Origin of the sequence: Streptomyces sp. V1I1, from assembly GCF_030817355.1 — a bacterium.
Lineage (GTDB): Bacteria > Actinomycetota > Actinomycetes > Streptomycetales > Streptomycetaceae > Streptomyces.
This window is the reverse complement of sequence record NZ_JAUSZH010000001.1, coordinates 2021885-2040516: the sequence shown is the minus strand read 5'-3', so window position 1 is coordinate 2040516 and position 18632 is coordinate 2021885. Positions and strand designations below refer to the sequence as shown.

The following is an 18632-nucleotide window of genomic DNA, read 5'->3' as shown; positions in this document are numbered from 1 at the left end:
CAGGCCTGACCACGCATTAGGCTGGCGATCATGCTTGTCGCCGCCGCCGTGTGCCCCTGCCCGCCGCTGCTCGTGCCCGACGTCGCCGCGGGAGCCGCGCCCGAACTCGACGCGGCGCGGAGCGCGTGCGCCGACGCCCTGGGGGTGCTCGCCGCTTCCCGGCCCGACTTGCTGTTCGTGGTCGGCCCCGCCGAGCAGGAGGGCCGCAGCCCGTACCTCGCGGGCGCGACCGGGTCCTTCCACGGCTTCGGTGTGGACGTCGACGTACGGCTCGGAGTGGGCGCGGACCAGGAGCGTCTGCTGCCGCCGTCCCTGGCAGTCGCCGCCTGGCTGCTCGGCCGCGCGCAGTGGGCGGATGCCCCGGTGGAGGGTCTCGGTGTCGGCGATCACCTCGCCGGTGACCGCTGCCTTGCCGCCGGGCGGGAACTGGGCGCCCGGGCGGAACGCGTCGCGCTGCTGGTGATGGGCGACGGCAGTGCGTGCCGCACGCTGAAAGCCCCCGGCTATCTGGACGAGCGGGCGGCCGGCTTCGACCGGGAGGCCGCCCGGGCACTGGGTGCGGCCGATGTCGATGCGCTCAAGGCGCTGGACGAGTCACTGGCGTTCGAACTCAAGGCGGCGGGCCGGGCTCCCTGGCAGGTGCTCGCGGGAGCCGCCGAGGGGGCGGACCTGGCCGGGCAACTGCTCTACGAGGACGCCCCGTACGGCGTCGGCTACCTCGTCGCCGCCTGGTCGTAGCGGATCCCGTACCGGCGGCGGATCCCGTACCGGCGGCGGATCCGTGCGGGTGGACCCGCGACGGCGGAAGGCCGCGAAACGAGTTGTTCCGCGGCCTTCCGTCGGTGAATGTCAGGAAGCCGGCGGCGTAGTGCCGTCGTCCTTGTGGGCAATGCGGTCCAGGGCCTCCTTGGCCTTGCCGGTGCCAGACTCGATCTTATTGCTGTACTTGCCCTTGGTCTTTGCGTCGACCGTCTTCGCGGCCTTTTCCAGACCGTGCTCGATCTTGCCCCCGTGCTGCTGCGCGAGGTCAGAGACCTTGTCCTTGGCCGGGGCGAGCTTGGCCTTCAACGTGTCCATGAAGCCCATGGGCCACCTTCCCTCGGGACTATTTGCGGGCGCCCTCGCCGGCTTCGTTGTCCGCCGCCTCCTCGGCCGACTGCTGCTTCGGAATCTCCACGCCTTCGGCGGCCGCGGTCTCGGAGCCCTCGGCCTCCGCGGCTTCGGTGACCTCCGCCGCAGCGTCCGTCGACGCCTCGGCCTCGGAACCGCACTCAACCGGGGAGTCGGCCGTCAGAGTACTGGCGGTCGCCTCCTCGGTTGACGCCTCGGCGGTCGTCCTGGACTTGCGACGAAACCGTGAAAAAACGCCCATATCTGCTCCATAGCCTACTCGTGAGGGCGAAGTTCCGCGTCGCCCCGAGCGTCCCATTGCGCCGCCCGCGGGCACCGGTCGAGAAACCGGCGTTCGGAACCTCGCAACAGGCAACGAACCCGCACCTGTGTCGTCACCTCGCTCGTTCGGGGACATGCCCGTGGGTTTGCGAGACTGGGGCAGTGAGAAGCGCAGCTCCCGCCCCGCGGGTCATCGCAGTTGTCGGTCCCACCGCGGCCGGAAAGTCCGATCTAGGCGTTTTCCTCGCCCGGCGGTTGGGCGGCGAGGTCGTCAACGCCGACTCCATGCAGCTCTACCGAGGGATGGATATTGGCACCGCAAAGCTGACGACCGACGAGCGTGGCGGGATCCCGCACCAGCTCCTCGACATCTGGGACGTCACCGAGACCGCGAGCGTCGCCGAATACCAGAAGCTGGCCAGAGCGGAGATCGACCGCCTTCTCGCCGAAGGCCGTACGCCCGTCCTCGTCGGCGGCTCCGGGCTGTACGTACGCGGTGCCATCGACGCCCTCGAGTTCCCCGGCACCGACCCCGCGATCCGAGCCCGGCTCGAGGAGGAGGTGACGGCGCGCGGCTCCGGTGCCCTGCACGCCCGCCTCGCCGCCGCCGACCCCGAGGCAGGCAAGGCGATCCTGCCCAGCAACGGCCGCCGCATCGTCCGTGCCCTCGAAGTCATCGAGATCACCGGCAAGCCCTTCACCGCCAACCTTCCCGGCCATGATGCCGTCTACGACACGGTCCAGATCGGCGTCGACGTCGCCCGCCCCGAGCTCGACGAACGCATCGCGATGCGCGTGGACCGGATGTGGGAAGCGGGCCTTGTCGACGAAGTGCGCGCACTGGAGGCGCAGGGCCTGCGCGAGGGGCGCACGGCATCGCGTGCACTCGGCTACCAGCAGGTGCTCACGGCGCTCGCGGGGGAGTGCACCGAACAGGAGGCGCGCGATGAGACCGTGCGCGCCACCAAGCGCTTCGCGCGCCGCCAGGACTCATGGTTCCGCCGGGACCCGCGCGTGCACTGGCTGAGCGGCGCGGCCGAGCACCGGAGGGAACTTCCGCACCAGGCGCTGGCGTTGGTCGAACGAGCGGTTACAGCCTGATCACGTGATGGCATCGGGACGCTCTGCCAGCCAATTCGGCGCCCTGGAGCGTGCCATCATCGAGCATCGATCGACGTGGAGTCCGAGTTGGGAGGGCGCGTGGCGATGGAGGCCGGCCCTCGCGACACAGAGCAGGAAGGGCGGGACGCAGCGGACAGCGCGTCCCGTCTGAGTCCGGACGGGCCTGACGAACAGGACCTGCTCGCGGACGAGGTCGAGGTCGAACTGCGACCGCAGCGCAGGCTGCGGATCTGGCAGCTCGCACCCATTGTGGCGCTCGCCGCGGTCGGCTCCCTGATGTTCGCCTTCCCGCTCGCCTTCGGCACCGGCGACGGCGGCGCGGTCGTCGCCATGCTGGGCCTGCTGATCAGCTGCTGCGCCGCGGGCTGGGGTGTGATGGCCGCCCGCCGCGTGGGCCACACCTGGCCGGGACTGCCGCCCCGCGGCGCCGGCGAGCGCGCCGACTGGCGAGTCATCGCTCTGTACGTCGGCGTGGGCCTGGTGCTCGTCGCGCTGGCTGTCTGGCGAGTGGCCCGGCTCCGCTGACTGCGGGTCGATCGTCCCGGCTCGGTTGACTGCGGGTCGATCGTCCCGGCTCGGTTGACCGTGGGTCGATCGTCCCGGCTCGGTTGACCGTGGGTCGATCGTCCCGGCCCCGCCGAGTGTTCGAGGGTCCTCGTACGATAGACGGCGTGAGCACCTCGCAGACCTCGCCGATCGCCTTCCTCAAGGGCCACGGGACCGAGAACGACTTCGTGATCGTCCCCGACCCGGACAACACCGTCGACCTGCCCGCCCCCGTCGTCGCCAAGCTCTGCGACCGCCGGGCCGGCATCGGCGGCGACGGTCTGCTGCATGTCGTACGGTCCGCCGAGCACCCCGAGGCGCGCGCCATGGCCCACGAGGCCGAGTGGTTCATGGACTACCGCAACGCAGACGGATCGATCGCCGAGATGTGCGGCAATGGCGTACGCGTCTTCGCCCGCTACCTTCAGCGCGCGGGCCTTGTCGAGGCGGGCGACCTCGCGGTGGCCACCCGCGGCGGCGTCAAGAAGGTGCACCTCGCCAAGGACGGTGACGTCACGGTCTCCATGGGCCGCGCGCTGCTCCCCGAGGGGAGCGTCACGGTCACCGTCGACGGTCGCAGCTGGCCCGCTCTGAACGTGAACATGGGCAATCCCCATGCGGTCGCCTTCGTCGAGGACCTGGACCACGCCGGGAACCTGTTCTCCGTGCCCCCCTTCACCCCGGCGTCCGTCTACCCGGACGGGGTGAACGTCGAGTTCGTCGTCGACCGCGGCGAGCGCCATGTCGCCATGCGCGTGCACGAGCGCGGCTCCGGCGAGACCCGCTCGTGCGGCACGGGCGCGTGCGCCGTGGCTGTGGCGGCGGCCCGCAGGGACGGTACGGACCCTTCGGAAACCGGCGCCCCCGTCACGTACACCGTGGATCTGCCCGGCGGGCGTCTGGTGATCACGGAGCGGCCGGACGGCGAGATCGAGATGACCGGCCCCGCCGTGATCGTCGCCGAGGGACACATCGACCCCGCCCTCTTGGCCTAGATCACCCCAGTAAGGACCGAAACCGAGATCGCTTAGAGCTTCGCTCGAATGGGTGATCCGTTTCACGCTGAGCGAGAGCCGGACTGCGCCACGTGGTGGGCTCGGTAGCATCAAGCACCGGCCCGGAGGGCACGCCTGTCCTTCCCACCGCCGGTCGAAGCTGCCGGAGGTGCCCCATGAGTGCAGAGGCCGCCAACCCTGGTGCCCACAGTCGCAGGCGTGGGCGTCCCAGGATCGACCTCCGCAGGCTGGGCCGTGCCGCGCTCCTGGGGCCCGCAGCCCGCGACCGGCTGCCCGACGCGATCGGGCACGTGGCCGAAGCGCACCGGGCACACCACCCGGAGGCAGACCTCGCCATCCTGCACAAGGCGTATGTCCTGGCCGAGTCCTCCCACCGCGGACAGTTCCGCAAGAGCGGCGAGCCCTACATCACGCATCCGCTCGCCGTGACGCTCATCCTCGCCGAACTGGGCGCGGAGACAACGACCTTGACCGCGTCCCTCCTTCACGACACCGTCGAGGACACCGAGGTGACGCTCGATCAGGTACGGACGGAGTTCGGCGCCGAGGTCTGCTATCTGGTCGACGGTGTCACCAAGCTGGAGAAGGTCGACTACGGCGCGGCAGCCGAGCCCGAAACCTTCCGCAAGATGCTCGTCGCCACCGGCAATGACGTCCGCGTGATGTCGATCAAACTCGCCGACCGGCTGCACAACATGCGCACCCTCGGCGTGATGCGCCCCGAGAAGCAGGCCCGCATCGCCAGAGTCACCCGCGACGTCCTCATCCCCCTCGCCGAACGGCTCGGTGTCCAGGCGCTCAAGACCGAGCTGGAGGACCTCGTCTTCGCGATCCTCCACCCCGAGGAGTACGAACGCACGCGCGCCCTCATCGCGGACAACGCAACCGCCTGGGACGCCCTCGACGCCATCGCCGAGAAGTTCAGGGCGGTGCTGCGGGACGCCGACATCGCCGCCGAAGTCCTCATCAGGCCGCGCCACTTCGTCTCCGTGCACCGCGCGCGACTCAAGCGCGGCGAGCTGCGCGGCACGGACTTCGGACGGCTGCTCGTGCTGGTCGGCGAGGACGCCGACTGCTATGGCGTGCTGGGCGAACTGCACACCTGCTTCACCCCGGTGATCTCGGAGTTCAAGGACTTCATCGCCGCCCCCAAGTTCAACCTGTACCAGTCGCTGCACACCGCCGTCGCTGGGCCGGACGGCGCGGTCGCCGAAGTCCTCATCCGTACGCACCAGATGCACAAGGTCGCCGAGGCCGGAGTGATCGCCCTCGGCAATCCGTATGTGCCCCCGGAAGGTGCCGCAGGGACCGAGCCGGCCGACGGCGAGCGCGCCGACCCCACCAGGCCCGGCTGGCTCTCCCGCCTCCTGGACTGGCAGCAGTCCACCCCCGACCCCGATACCTTCTGGACCTCCCTGCGCGCGGATCTGGCGCAGGACCGAGAGATCACCGTCTTCCGCGCCGACGGCGGCGCGCTCGGTCTGCCGGCCGGTGCGAGCTGTGTGGACGCCGCCTATGGGCAGTACGGCGAGGAGGCGCACGCCTGCATCGGCGCGCGCGTCAACGGCCGTCTGGCGACGCTCAGTACGGTGCTGAGCGACGGCGACACCGTGCATCTCCTGCTCGCGCAGGATGTCCAGGACGCCGCTTCCGGCCCGTCGCCCGACTGGCTCGACCATGCCCGCACACCCGCCGCCCGCATCGCCATCAGCACCTGGCTCGCAGCGCATCCGGAGGGCACGAACGTCGCGGCGGCCGCCCCCCGCAGACCCGCGCCGGTCACTGCCGACCGGCGCGCCGCCCCGAACGCCGTCGTCGATCTGCCGGACGCGACGGTACGCCTCGCGGGCTGCTGTACGCCGGTGCCGCCCGACGCCGTCACCGGCTTCGCGGTACGCGGCGGCACCGTGACGGTCCACCGGGAGGAGTGCCCCGCCGTGGCCCGTATGAAGTCCCTCGACCGCGAGCCCATCCCGGTGCGTTGGGGCGACGCCGCAGAGTGCCGCGTCACCCTCATCGCCGAGTCCTTCGGCCGGCCGCGGCTGCTCGCCGACCTCACCGAGGCCATCGCCATCGAGGGCGCGGCGATCGTTTCGGCGACCGTCGAGCCGCCGAGCGAGCAGCGCGTACGGCACACGTACACCCTTCAACTCCCGGACGCAGCAGGTCTTCCCGCGCTGATGCGCGCCATGCGCGATGTGCCGGGGGTGTACGACGTGAGCCGCGCCCAGCATCCGGCGGCCACCGCCTGACCTCGTTCGGGTGGGCACGGCGCGCGCCGTCACGTTCATCGCCGGGCGCGCTGATAGCCGTAGGGCATGCTGCTCACCTCTCGGCGCCTGCGTGCCGCCCTGCTGGCCACCGCCTCGGCTACCCTCGTCGCCGCAGCCCTGCCGCCGCCCGCACCGCTCGGCATCGGCGACTCCCTCTTCCCGCACCTGGGCAATCCCGGCTACGACGTCCTCGCGTACGACATCGCCTTCACCTATCGCGGCAGCAACACCCAGCCACTGGACGCCGTCACCAGGATCGACGCCAGGGCGGCCCAGCGGCTGGAGCGCATCAACCTCGACTTCTCGCACGGCACTGTCCGTACGGTCGAGGTGAACGGCCGTCCCGCCGAGTTCACGACCGCCGGAGAGGATCTGGTCGTGGAGCCGGCCGCCGTCGTCGAGCAGGACTCGCGGATGCGGATCACGGTCACCCACACCAGCGACCCGACCGGCCCGGCGGGCGAGGGTGGCTGGGTGCGCACCGCCGACGGGCTGGCGATGGCGAACCAGGCCGACGCCGCACACCGGGTTTTCCCGTGCAACGACCATCCTGCCGACAAGGCGTACTTCACCTTCCGTATCACCGCTCCCAAGGAGCTCACGGCGGTGGCCAACGGCGTACGGAAGGTGAAGGTCTGGACGGGTACCAACACGACATGGGCGTACCAGACAAAGCACCCCATGGCCACCGAGCTCGCGCAGGTGTCGATCGGCCGCTCGGCCGTCCTCCAGCGCGAGGGGCCGGGCGGACTGGTCGTACGCGATGTGGTGCCGGCCGCGGACCGGGAGAAACTGGAGCCCTGGCTGAAGAAGACACCCGGGCACCTGGAGTGGATGGAGAAGAGGGTCGGACGCTACCCCTTCGAGACGTATGGACTGCTGATCGCCGACGCCGTCACGGGGTTTGAGCTGGAGACGCAGACGCTTTCGCTGTTCGAGCGCTCCCTCTTCACCGACGGCGAATATCCCGAGTGGTACGTCGACTCGGTGATGGTGCACGAGCTGGCCCACCAGTGGTTCGGCAACAGCGTCTCGCCCCGCACCTGGTCCGATCTGTGGCTGAATGAAGGGCATGCCACCTGGTACGAGGCGACGTACGCGGAGGAGATGGCCCACAAGCCGCTGGAGACGCGGATGCGCGAGGCGTACTTGCTGTCCGACCAGTGGCGGGCGGACGCCGGGCCGCCCGCGGCGCCCAAGCCGCCGACGCCGGGGCAGAAGATCAGCCTCTTCCGGCCCGTGGTGTACGACGGCAGTGCGCTGGTCCTGTACGCACTGCGGCAGACCATCGGAAAGGACGCCTTCGCGGAGCTTGAGCGGGCCTGGGTGAGGGAGCACCGGGACGGGACGGCGACGACCGCCGACTTCACCGCTCTGGCCTCGCGGATCGCGGGGCGTGACCTGTCGGCGTTCTTCGCGGAGTGGCTGTACGCGGACCGGACGCCGCTGATGCCCGGGCACCCGGACTGGCGGAGTGCCGCTCCCCCGGCCCGCCAGGCCCGCTGAAGGCCCGGCGCAGCCCGCTGAAACTGGGGTGACGGCCCTGGCAGGACCGTGCGACCATCAACGGGTCGGCGACGCTGCCAGGGCCGGAACCCCTTCGGGGAATCATCCGGGGCCGTTACGCGTTGTGACTGACGTACCGGATTTCTTCTCCGGCACTTTTCGGTAGTTCTCAGCAGTTTTCCAATCGACGTAAGGATCCAATGACCTCCTCTTCATCCCCTTCCCAGGACGAGCAGAGCTTCGCGGAGACGCGCACCGAGAGCCTTCGGGCCGATGCCCTGATGGAAGAGGACGTCGCCTGGAGCCACGAGATCGACACAGAGCGGGACGGCGATCAGTTCGACCGCTCCGAGCGCGCTGCGCTGCGGCGTGTGGCGGGCCTCTCCACCGAGCTCGAGGACGTCACCGAGGTCGAGTACCGGCAGCTGCGCCTCGAGCGTGTGGTGCTGGTCGGCGTATGGACCACGGGGACGGTGCAGGACGCGGAGAATTCCCTCGCGGAGCTTGCGGCGCTCGCGGAGACGGCCGGCGCACTGGTGCTTGACGGCGTCATCCAGCGCCGTGACAAGCCGGACCCGGCCACGTACATCGGCTCGGGCAAGGCGCAGGAGCTGCGCGACATCGTGCTCGAGACCGGAGCCGACACCGTCGTCTGCGACGGTGAACTCAGCCCCGGCCAGCTGATCCACCTCGAAGACGTCGTCAAGGTCAAGGTGGTCGACCGCACCGCCCTGATCCTCGACATCTTCGCCCAGCACGCAAAGTCCCGAGAGGGTAAGGCGCAGGTCGCGCTGGCGCAGATGCAGTACATGCTGCCCAGGCTGCGCGGCTGGGGTCAGTCGCTGTCCCGTCAGATGGGCGGCGGCAGCGGTGGCGGCATGGCCACCCGTGGTCCCGGTGAGACCAAGATCGAGACGGACCGGCGTCGGATCCGCGAGAAGATGGCGAAGATGCGCCGGGAGATCGCGGATATGAAGACGGGCCGCGAGATCAAGCGCCAGGAGCGCCGACGCAACAAGGTGCCCTCGGTCGCGATCGCCGGTTACACCAACGCAGGAAAGTCGTCGCTGCTCAACCGCCTCACGGGCGCCGGCGTCCTGGTGGAGAACGCGCTGTTCGCCACCCTGGACCCGACCGTCCGCCGGGCCGAGACGCCGAGCGGCCGGCTCTACACCCTCGCCGACACCGTCGGGTTCGTACGGCATCTGCCGCACCACCTCGTCGAGGCGTTCCGCTCCACCATGGAGGAGGTCGGGGACTCCGATCTGATCCTGCATGTCGTGGACGGATCGCACCCGGCGCCGGAGGAGCAGCTGGCCGCCGTGCGCGAGGTGATCCGCGATGTGGGCGCGCTGGACGTGCCCGAGATCGTGGTGATCAACAAGGCGGACGCGGCCGATCCGCTCGTACTGCAGCGGCTGCTGCGCATCGAGCGGCACGCGATCGCGGTATCGGCACGGACCGGCAGGGGCATCGACGAGCTGCTCGCGCTGATCGACGTCGAACTGCCGCGGCCCGAGGTCGAGATCGAGGTCCTCTTGCCGTACACCCAGGGCGGGCTGGTCTCGCGGGTGCATGCCGAGGGCGAGGTTCTCTCCGAGGAGCACACCACCGAGGGCACTCTGCTCAAGGCGCGGGTGCACGAGGAGCTGGCCGCGGCGCTGGCGCCGTACGTACCGGCGACTCGCTGACCACGCGCCGATCCGGCTCAGCTGATCAAGTTGGAAGGCCCGTACCCCTCCCGAGGGGTACGGGCCTTCCGTTCTTCCGGGCCAGTCTGCGGACTTACCGGCCCGCGAACTTGTCGCTCATCGTCGTGTAGATCTGCTGGGCGCCCTCGCCCAGGCGCGGACCCGCCAGCCAGCCCGAAGTGACCGGGCCGATCGAGGTGTTGGAGACCAGAGCCAGCTTGCCGCCCGGCTGCTCGGCGAACCAGCCGCCACCGGAGGAACCACCGGTCATCGTGCAGCCGATGCGCCACATCGTCGGCGTACCGGGCGCGATCGAGAGACGGCCGGGACGGTCGACGCACTTGTGCATGATCGCGCCGTTGTACGGCGGGGCGGCCGGGTAACCCCAGGCCCCCATCGCGCTGATGCTCTTCGCCTCGGGCGCGTCGAAGTTGACGTCGAGGGCGACGCCCACCATCTCCTCCAGCGACTTGGTGCCCTTCTCCGGCTTCACGTGCATCACGGCGTAGTCGTACGGAGCACCCGTGCCGCCGGTCGGGCCGCCCTGGGTGATCCACTCACCGGAGGTCGAGACCCAGTCGGCCCAGTACACGCCGTAGGGAGCGATCTCCTGCGGCTGCGCGTTCTCCAGCGCGGCCGCGGACTTGCCCTTGTCGTTGTAGGCGGGGACGAAGGCGATGTTGCGGTACCAGCCGCCCGCCTGGCCCGAGTGGACGCAGTGGCCGGCGGTCCACACCAGGTTGGACTTGCCGGGGTTCTTCGGGTCCTTGACGACGGTGGCCGAGCAGACCATCGAGCCCTCGGGGGAGTCGAAGAAGACCTTGCCGACCGGAGCGGCGTTCTGGTTGTACGGCTTCTTCTCCTCCTGGGCCTGGACCGGGCGCGGCTCCGGGTCGGTGACGTCCTGGTCACCGGAGATGTCGCCGGCGGCGAGCGTCTTCGTCGGCGCCTTGGCCGTCGTCATCCGCTCGGGCTTCCACAGGCCCTCGATCACCGGGTTGACGAAGTCCTTGGCCTCACGAAGCCACTTGTCCTTCTCCCAGTTCTTCCACCCGCCGTTCTTCCACTTGTCGAGGTCGACACCGTGCTCCTTGAGCCTGTCGGCCAGGTCCGCGGGAAGGGCTGCGCCGCCCTTGTCTGCGGCCTGGCTGGAAGAAGCGGGCTTGTCGGCGGCCTTGTCCTCGCTCGGGCCACAGGCGGTGGCCGTCAGCGCGAGGGCTGCGGCGATGCCGGAGGCAGCCAGCAGTGGTCGTATGGATCGCATGGAAACGATTCCCCCTGAAGTGCAACGGATTTGTGCCATGAACGTGTCATGCGAAAGGGCGGCCTTCCGGGGCCGCCCCTACTGCGGTACCACTCTATGGCGGTGCGTATTTGCGGAGTTGGGGCAGGGCTTCACCTGCACGGAGTCTCCACGAGGAAGGAAGAGGGGCTTGCGGCCGACCGGCCGCAAGCCCCTCTTCCTTCCGTCAGTCACATGGATTTGCTCGTGCCTACTGGCCCGCGAACTTCTTGCTGACCGCGTCGTAGATGCCCTTGGCCTCGTCGCCCAGGCGCGGACCCGCAAGCCAGCCGGCCGTGACCGGGCCGATGGAGGTGTTCGACACCAGCGCGGGCTTGCCGTCCTGGCCCTTGGCGACCCAGCCGCCGCCGGATGAACCGCCGGTCATGGTGCAGCCGATCCGGTACATCGTCGGTTCGTTGGCCTTGATGGACAGCCGGCCCGGCTTGTCCGAGCACTGGTAGAGCTTCTGGCCCTCGAACGGCGGCGCCGCCGGGTAGCCGGTGGCGGTCATGTCGTCGATCTTCGGCACGGTCGGGGCGTTGAAGTCCACCGGGAGCGCCGAACCGACCGTCTCCTCCAGCGACTTGCCCGTGCCGCCCTTCTCCGGGGTGACGTGGATCACGGCGAAGTCGAACGGAGCGCCCTGGCCGCCCGTCGCGGCGCCCTGGGAGATCCACTGCTCGGAGGTCTGGGCCCAGTCGCCCCACCACACGCCGTACGGAGCGATCTCTTCCTTCGGCGTGTTCTCCAGCTCCGAGGTGGATTTGGCGTTGTCGTTGTACGACGGGACGAAGGCGATGTTGCGGTACCAGCCGCCGTTCTTGCCGGCGTGCACACAGTGGCCCGCCGTCCACACCATGTTGGACTTGCCGGGGTTGGCCGGGTCCTTCACGACGGTCGCGGAGCAGACCATCGAACCCTCTGGGCCGTCGAAGAGGACCTTCCCGGCCTCGGCGGCGTTGGAGTGGTACGGAGCGTTCACGGCCTGCGCCTTCACCGGCGCGGGAGTCGGGTCCGTGACACCCTCGTCGCCCGAAATCTCGTTGTCGACGGGCTTCTCCGGCGGCTTCTTGGCATCGCGCATCCGGTCCGGGTCCCAGAGGTCCTCGATGATCGGGTTGACGTAGTCCTGGGCCTCACGCAGCCACTTGTCCCTGTCCCAGTTCTTCCACTCGCCGTTCTTCCACTTGTCCAGGTCGATCCCGTGCTCCTTGAGCCGGTCCTTGAGATCGTCCGGGATGGTGATTTTCCCGTCGGCGGACTGGCTGGCGGGCGCGCTCGGCTTGTCGCCCGCGTTGTCCTCGCTCGGACCGCAGGCGGTGGCAGCCAGCGCGAGCACGGCGGCGATGGAAGCCGCGGCCAGCGTCGGGCGAATGGGTCGCATGTCGTGATCCCCCTGGGACTTCGGTACTTCTGCACTGTCTGATCTTTTGGAACTGCCGGAACTGCCGGAACTGCCGGAACTGCCGGAACTGCCGGAACTGCTCGAACTGCTCGAACTGCCGGAACTGCTCGAACTGCTCGAACTGCTCGAACTGCTCGAACTGCTCGAACTCTACAAAGGCGTTGCTCACCCCCCGGCCGCTGTGCCCGGGCCGGAGTGCGGCCCCCACTATGCCGGTGCCGATGGGGACGGCGTGCACCAGGTCCGCGGTTCCGTCAGCACAAGGATCTTCCGATTGCCCGTGATTACCGGCTTCCGGCGTCGTTGGTACGTACGGGGTACACACGGTCAGCGTTCAGCCGGGCTTGGCGGCGTACGAACGCGGTATCGATGTGCAACGCAACTGTGACAGCGGGAGGACCAACAGCCGTGGCCGTGACCGAACCTGCTCCGGTGGCGCTGTCCGCTGCGCACGAGGGGATTCTGCGCCGCCAGTCGCTCCGCGAGTCCGCGGCCCGTACCTACGCGCGCTCGCTGCCCATCGTCCCCGTACGGGCCAGGGGGCTGACGATCGAGGGCGCGGACGGCCGGCGCTATCTCGACTGCCTCTCCGGGGCGGGGACCCTGGCGCTCGGGCACAACCACCCCGTGGTCCTCGAAGCGATCAAGAAGGTCATCGACTCAGGGGCGCCGTTGCACGTCCTCGACCTCGCCACCCCGGTCAAGGACGCCTTCACCACGGAGCTGTTCACCACGCTGCCGCGGGAGTTCGCCGATGACGCACGGATCCAGTTCTGCGGGCCCGCCGGCACTGACGCCGTCGAGGCCGCGCTCAAACTCGTTCGCACGGCCACCGGCCGAAGCGGCCTCCTCTCGTTCACCGGTGCGTACCACGGGATGACGGCCGGCGCCCTCGACGCTTCGGGCGGCGCCATCGATGTACGCGTGACCCGGCTGCCCTTCCCGCAGAACTACCGCTGCCCCTTCGGGAGCGGCGGCGAGCGCGGCGCCGAACTCGGCGCCCGCTGGACCGAGAACCTCCTCGACGACCCCAAGGGCGGGGTGCCCAGGCCGGCCGGGATGATCCTGGAACCGGTGCAGGGGGAGGGCGGAGTGATCCCGGCCCCCGACGCCTGGATGCGCAGGATGCGAGAGATCACCGCGGCCCGCTCCATCCCGCTGATCGCCGACGAGGTGCAGACGGGAGTCGGGCGGACCGGCACCTTCTGGGCGGTCGAGCACAGCGGAATCGTGCCCGATGTGATGGTGTTCTCCAAGGCGATCGGCGGCTCCCTTCCGCTTGCCGTGGTCGTCTACCGGTCCGAACTCGACGCCTGGCAGCCCGGTGCCCATGCCGGCACCTTCCGCGGCAACCAGCTCGCCATGGCAGCGGGCGCGGCCACCCTCGCGTTCGTACGAGAGAACCGGCTCGCCGACCGCGCCGCGACCCTCGGCGCGCGCATGCTGGGCCGCCTCCAGGGGCTGGCCGCGGCCCACTCCTGCATCGGGGACGTACGCGGCCGGGGCCTCATGATCGGCGTTGAACTCGTCGACCCGGACGCCGCATCCCCGGACGCTCTCGTCCCGCCGCCCGCTCCCGCCCTCGCCGCCGCCGTCCAGCAGGAGTGCCTGGACCGCGGGCTCATCGTCGAACTCGGCGGACGCCACTCCGGCGTTGTGCGGCTGCTCCCTCCTTTGACCCTCACCGACGAACAAGCTGTGGCCGTCCTCGACCGCTTTGCCGATGCCCTGGCCGCCGCCGAGCGCTCCCTGCAACGCCGTACCGATAGCGGGCAGTCCTACTGACCCGTACAAATCACAAGGAAGACCTCCGTGAACCCCACACCCGCACCCGATGTGCCCGAGGCCGACGGCCGTCCCACCGCCCAGCACCAAGGACAGGGCGGAATGCGCGGCCCTCTCACGATCGAGGCGACGACGGTGCCGCGCCAACAGACGGGGGGCCACGGTGAACAGCACGCCCCCACCGCGGGCACGCCCACAGACGCGAGTGGCGTCGAGCTCCTCGATCACCCGGATCCATGTCGCGCTGCGGACGCGGCGGCCGTCGAGAATCTGCTCCGTTGCTGGGTGAGGGAGAACAACCTCGACAGGCCCGACGGACATACCCTGCGCATCCCGCTGCACGCCAGCGGCACCGCGCTGCTCGTCCCCGTCCGCTACTGGTCGGTCAGTGGATGGCATCGCTTCGGTCTGCCCGCCCTTGAAGGAGGGCCGCGCGACGCGCCTGGCACCGACGCCGTCACCGTCGCCGCCCTCCTCGGCCGGGAAGCGGGCCAGAGCGAGGGAGCCGACCTGGTCGGCCGGGTCGCCGACTCCGTACGGCGCACCGCCGACTTCATCACCGACCGCCGCGCCCGCCCCGCCCCCGATCCCGAGGCGGACCTCTTCCTCACCGCCGAGCAGTCGCTCCTGCTCGGCCACCCGCTCCACCCGACACCCAAGAGCCGCGAAGGACTTTCCGAGGCCGAAGCCCGGCTCTACTCACCGGAGTTGCGCGGCTCCTTTCCGCTGCACTGGATGGCCGTAGACCGGTCCGTCCTGGCCACCGGATCCGCCTGGACCGAACAGGGCCGAACCCTGCCGGCCGAACAACTCACCGCCCGCCTCTGCGGGGACCTCCAACTCCCCGAAGACTCCGTTCCGTTGCCGCTGCATCCCTGGCAGGCCCGCGAACTGAAGCACCGCACCGCCGTCGTCGCCCTCCTCGACGCCGGTCTCCTGCATGACCTCGGTCCCCACGCAGACCCCTGGCACCCCACCTCCTCGGTCCGCACTGTGCACCGTCCCGGCGCCCCGGCCATGCTCAAGCTCTCTCTTGGCGTACGCATCACCAACTCCCGTCGTGAGAACCTCCGCAAAGAACTCCACCGCGGCGTCGAGGTCCACCGGCTGCTCCGCACCGGCCTCGCCGAGCAGTGGCAGGCAGCCCACCCCGGCTTCGGCATCGTGCGGGACCCCGCATGGCTCGCCGTCGACACTGCTGATGGCGAGCCCGTGCCCGGACTCGACGTCGTGGTGCGCCACAATCCGTTCGGCCTCGGCGACGACGCCGTCTGCATCGCGGGACTGACCGCGCCCCGCCCCTGGCCGGGCCGTCCCGGGATGCACTCGCGTCTCGCCGACGTAGTGGCCCGGCTCGCCGCCCGCACCGGCAGGCCCACCGGCGCCGTCGCCGCCGAGTGGTTCCTGCGCTACCTCGACCACGTCGTACGCCCGGTGCTCTGGCTGGACGCCACAGCGGGCATCGCACTCGAAGCCCACCAGCAGAACACCCTGGTGATCCTCGACCCCGACGGCTGGCCCGTCGGCGGCCGCTACCGCGACAACCAGGGCTACTACTTCCGCGAATCCCACCGCGCCGACCTGGAACGCCGCCTTCCCGGCATCGGCTCCGCAAGCGACACCTTCGTCTCCGACGACGTCACCGACGAGCGCTTCGCCTACTACCTCGGCATCAACAATGTCTTCGGCCTGATCGGAGCGTTCGGAGCGCAGCGCCTCGCCGACGAGCGCGTACTCATCGCCGCTTTCCGGCAGTTCCTCTCGGCCACCGCCGACCTCGGCTCGCCACTGCCCGCGCAGCTCCTCGACGCCCCCACGCTCCGGTCCAAGGCCAATCTGCTCACCCGGCTCCGCGGCCTCGACGAGCTCATCGGCCCGGTCGACACCCAGTCCGTCTACGTCACGATCACCAACCCCCTTCGTCCTTAAGGCAACCCAACCCGACAGAACTGCGAGAGGAGAGCCCCGCTGTGCCTCACACCGATGCGAGCACCGACACCGGAGCCGGTCCCACCCCCCAGCTCGGCGGGAGCGTCGAGGACACCCTGGACCTGCGGCTCCCCGAGGAGCTCCTCGCGCTGTTCCGGGAGGACGAGCAATCCGGCGACCCCGAGGACGGGGACACCACCGGCACCGGCGATCTGCTGGACAATCCCGCCGGCTGGGGCTCCGCCACCACCTCCGTCGGGGCCTTCCATCTCGCCCCCGTACGCATCGAACGCGATCTGGCACGGATCAGCCGCTGGATGAACGACCCGGCAGTGGCTGCTTTCTGGGAACTGGCGGGACCTGACTCGGTCACCGCCGCCCATCTGCGCGCCCAGCTCGAGGGCGACGGACGCAGCATCCCCTGCCTCGGCGTGCTCAGCGGCATCCCCATGAGCTACTTCGAGGTCTACCGGGCTGATCTCGACCCCGCCGCGCGGCACTACCCGGCCCGTCCCCATGACATTGGTATCCACCTCCTGATCGGGGGCGTCGCCGACCGCGGCCGCGGTGTCGGTTCAACCCTCCTCAGAGCCGTCGCCGATCTGGTACTCGACAATCGGCCCCGATGCGCACGCGTCATCGCAGAACCCGACCTGCGCAACACCCCCTCCGTCTCCGCCTTCCTGAGCGCCGGCTTCCGCTTCTCGGCCGAGGTCGACCTCCCCGACAAACGAGCCGCCCTCATGGTCCGCGATCGCGCGCTTCGCAACCTGCTGTGAACGACCCGCTGCCTTACATACACCGCTCGACCCGCATCGGTTCCACTCGAGGAGTCCCCGTGCCGAAGTCCCCTGCCACCCATGACTCCGAACAGCCGCCCGCCGTCCCCTTCACCCCGCCCGGACTGAACGCACAGGCCTGGGACCGTGCGGCCGTGCGGCTCCTCGCCAAGATGCTCGGCGAGTTCTCCTACGAAGAGATCATCGCGCCGGACGCCGGCCGCGGATGCGATCAGTACACCGTCACGCTCGACGACGGCAGCAACCTGTCCTTCCTGGCCCGGCGCGGAGCGTACGGAAGCTGGCGCGTCGACCCGGACTCCATCGACCACGAGGGCCGGCCCTTCGCCGACCCGCTCGCCTTCCTCGCCCGCGCCCGCCGTCTCTTAGACCTCGACGGAGCCACCCTCGGCCACCTGGTCCGCGAGCTGACGGCCACCCTTGTCTCGGACACGGGATTCGGTCACCACGCGCTGAACGCGGAAGAGCTCGCCGACCTCGGCTACGCCGAACTCGAAGGCCACCAGACCGGCCACCCGTGGCTCGTGCTCAACAAGGGTCGCATCGGGTTCTCCGCCACGGACACCGCCCGCTGGTCGCCCGAGGCCCGCAGGCCCGCCCGGCTCCCCTGGATCGCGGTCAGCCGCACCCTCGCCGCCTACCGAGGAGTCCCCGGGCTCCCCGGACCCGACGACCTGTACGCCCGTGAACTCGACGCGCCCGTCCATGACTGCTTCGCCGCCGCGCTACGCGCCAGGGGCCTCGACCCCGACACGTACCTCTTCCTCCCCGTACACCCCTGGCAGTGGGACGAGGTGCTCCTGCCGCTCTTCGCGCCCGCCGTCGCGCGGGGCGACATCGTCCCGCTCCCCACGGACGGTGATCTACGGCTGCCGCAGCAGTCCGTCCGTACCTTCGTCAACGTGGACCGCGCCGACCGGCACACAGTGAAACTGCCGCTGTCCATCCTCAACACCCTGGTCTGGCGCGGTCTCCCCACCGAACGCACCCTCGCCGCCCCCGCCGTCACCTCCTGGGTGCACGGACTGCGCGACGGGGACCCCTTTCTGCGCGACGAATGCGGCGTGATCCTCCTCGGGGAAGTCGCATCGGTCACCGTCGAGCACCCCCTCTACGACCACCTCCCCGAGGTGCCGTACCAGTACAAGGAACTCCTCGGCGCGATCTGGCGCGAGCCGCTGCAGCCCCGCCTCGCCCCCGGCGAGCGGGCCCGCACCCTCGCCTCGCTGCTGCACACCGACACCCGGGGCCGCGCTTTCACCGCTGAGCTGGTCGCACGATCCGGACTCGCCCCCGCGCTCTGGCTCCAGCGGCTCTTCTCCGCTCTGCTGCCGCCGCTGCTGCACTTCCTCTACCGCTACGGCACCGTCTTCTCGCCGCACGGCGAGAACGCCATCGTCGTCTTCGACGACCAGGACGTCCCGGTACGCCTGGCGATCAAGGACTTCGTCGACGATGTGAACGTCAGCGCCCAGCCGCTGCCCGAGCACGACTCGATGCCCGACGACGTACGGAAGACCCTCCTTACCGAGGAGCCGGCCTTCCTCACGCAGTTCATCCACTCAGGGCTTTTCATCGGCGTCTTCCGCTTTCTCGCACCCCTCTGCGAGGAGCAACTGGGCGTACCGGAGGAGCAGTTCTTCTCGCTCGTACGGGCGGAGATTCTGCGGCACCAGGCCCGTTTCCCGGAGCTCAAGGAACGCTACGAGACGTTCGACCTGCTCACGCCACGTATCGAGCGGCTCTGTCTCAACCGGAACAGGCTGCATCTCGACGGCTACCGCGACCGCCCGAACCGCCCCCACGCAGCCGTCCACGGCACGGTCCCCAACCCGCTGAGCGCCTCTTGACGAGACGAGATGTGATCGCGTGATGAGACGAG

General features: G+C 69.9%; 16 protein-coding genes. 12 read left to right on the top strand and 4 right to left on the bottom strand.

The window, feature by feature from the left end:
* Positions 1-30 precede the first annotated feature (30 nt).
* Positions 31-738, top strand: coding sequence for a class III extradiol dioxygenase subunit B-like domain-containing protein (locus QFZ67_RS09785; RefSeq protein ID WP_307660709.1), 708 nt, complete (start codon positions 31-33; stop codon positions 736-738).
* 111 nt (positions 739-849) lie between these two features.
* Here the strand turns inward: QFZ67_RS09785 and QFZ67_RS09780 are convergent, their stop codons facing one another.
* Positions 850-1086 carry an antitoxin gene (locus QFZ67_RS09780; RefSeq protein WP_307660708.1) on the bottom strand — a complete coding sequence of 79 codons (237 nt, stop codon included), beginning with the start codon at positions 1084-1086 and terminating at the stop codon, positions 850-852.
* A 19-nt stretch (positions 1087-1105) separates the two neighbouring features.
* Complete coding sequence (locus tag QFZ67_RS09775) at positions 1106-1372, bottom strand: hypothetical protein (RefSeq protein WP_307660707.1); 267 nt, start codon at positions 1370-1372, stop codon at positions 1106-1108.
* A 182-nt stretch (positions 1373-1554) separates the two neighbouring features.
* On the opposite strand from QFZ67_RS09775, the gene miaA reads away from it, so the two are divergent.
* From miaA to hflX, 6 genes are all read left to right on the top strand, one after another.
* Positions 1555-2493 (top strand): tRNA (adenosine(37)-N6)-dimethylallyltransferase MiaA, encoded by a 939-nt coding sequence (gene miaA, locus QFZ67_RS09770; RefSeq protein WP_307660706.1) that lies wholly within the window; start codon positions 1555-1557, stop codon positions 2491-2493.
* 105 nt (positions 2494-2598) lie between these two features.
* Positions 2599-3039, top strand: coding sequence for a hypothetical protein (locus QFZ67_RS09765; RefSeq protein WP_307665783.1), 441 nt, complete (start codon positions 2599-2601; stop codon positions 3037-3039).
* Between the two features lie 137 nt (positions 3040-3176).
* Positions 3177-4055, top strand: coding sequence for a diaminopimelate epimerase (gene dapF / locus QFZ67_RS09760; RefSeq protein WP_307665781.1), 879 nt, complete (start codon positions 3177-3179; stop codon positions 4053-4055).
* Between the two features lie 176 nt (positions 4056-4231).
* Positions 4232-6328, top strand: a complete 2097-nt coding sequence (locus QFZ67_RS09755; protein ID WP_307660705.1) for a bifunctional (p)ppGpp synthetase/guanosine-3',5'-bis(diphosphate) 3'-pyrophosphohydrolase — start codon at positions 4232-4234, stop codon at positions 6326-6328.
* A 66-nt stretch (positions 6329-6394) separates the two neighbouring features.
* Entirely contained in the window at positions 6395-7855 is a 1461-nt protein-coding gene (locus QFZ67_RS09750; RefSeq protein ID WP_307660704.1) for a M1 family metallopeptidase, read from the top strand.
* 200 nt (positions 7856-8055) lie between these two features.
* A complete protein-coding gene (hflX, locus tag QFZ67_RS09745; RefSeq protein ID WP_307660703.1) occupies positions 8056-9546 on the top strand; it encodes a GTPase HflX in 1491 nt (496 codons plus the stop codon).
* Between the two features lie 94 nt (positions 9547-9640).
* Here the strand turns inward: hflX and QFZ67_RS09740 are convergent, their stop codons facing one another.
* Both QFZ67_RS09740 and QFZ67_RS09735 read right to left on the bottom strand, forming a co-directional pair.
* Positions 9641-10810: a serine protease gene (locus QFZ67_RS09740; RefSeq protein ID WP_307660702.1), complete on the bottom strand. Its 1170-nt coding sequence runs from the start codon at positions 10808-10810 to the stop codon at positions 9641-9643.
* Between the two features lie 229 nt (positions 10811-11039).
* Positions 11040-12215, bottom strand: coding sequence for a serine protease (locus QFZ67_RS09735; RefSeq protein WP_307660701.1), 1176 nt, complete (start codon positions 12213-12215; stop codon positions 11040-11042).
* Positions 12216-12261: 46 nt separating this feature from the next.
* On the opposite strand from QFZ67_RS09735, the gene QFZ67_RS09730 reads away from it, so the two are divergent.
* From QFZ67_RS09730 to QFZ67_RS09710, 5 genes are read left to right on the top strand one after another with little or no spacing between them, the layout of a single operon-like run.
* Positions 12262-12624: a hypothetical protein gene (locus QFZ67_RS09730; RefSeq protein ID WP_307660700.1), complete on the top strand. Its 363-nt coding sequence runs from the start codon at positions 12262-12264 to the stop codon at positions 12622-12624.
* Between the two features lie 20 nt (positions 12625-12644).
* The gene (locus tag QFZ67_RS09725) at positions 12645-14021 is read left to right on the top strand and encodes a diaminobutyrate--2-oxoglutarate transaminase family protein (RefSeq protein ID WP_307660699.1); all 1377 of its coding nucleotides are present in this window, start codon (positions 12645-12647) and stop codon (positions 14019-14021) included.
* 27 nt (positions 14022-14048) lie between these two features.
* Positions 14049-15950 carry an IucA/IucC family siderophore biosynthesis protein gene (locus QFZ67_RS09720; protein WP_307660698.1) on the top strand — a complete coding sequence of 634 codons (1902 nt, stop codon included), beginning with the start codon at positions 14049-14051 and terminating at the stop codon, positions 15948-15950.
* A 41-nt stretch (positions 15951-15991) separates the two neighbouring features.
* A complete protein-coding gene (locus QFZ67_RS09715; protein WP_307660697.1) occupies positions 15992-16729 on the top strand; it encodes a GNAT family N-acetyltransferase in 738 nt (245 codons plus the stop codon).
* A gap of 59 nt (positions 16730-16788) precedes the next feature.
* Positions 16789-18600 (top strand): IucA/IucC family siderophore biosynthesis protein, encoded by a 1812-nt coding sequence (locus QFZ67_RS09710; RefSeq protein ID WP_307660696.1) that lies wholly within the window; start codon positions 16789-16791, stop codon positions 18598-18600.
* Positions 18601-18632 lie beyond the last annotated feature (32 nt).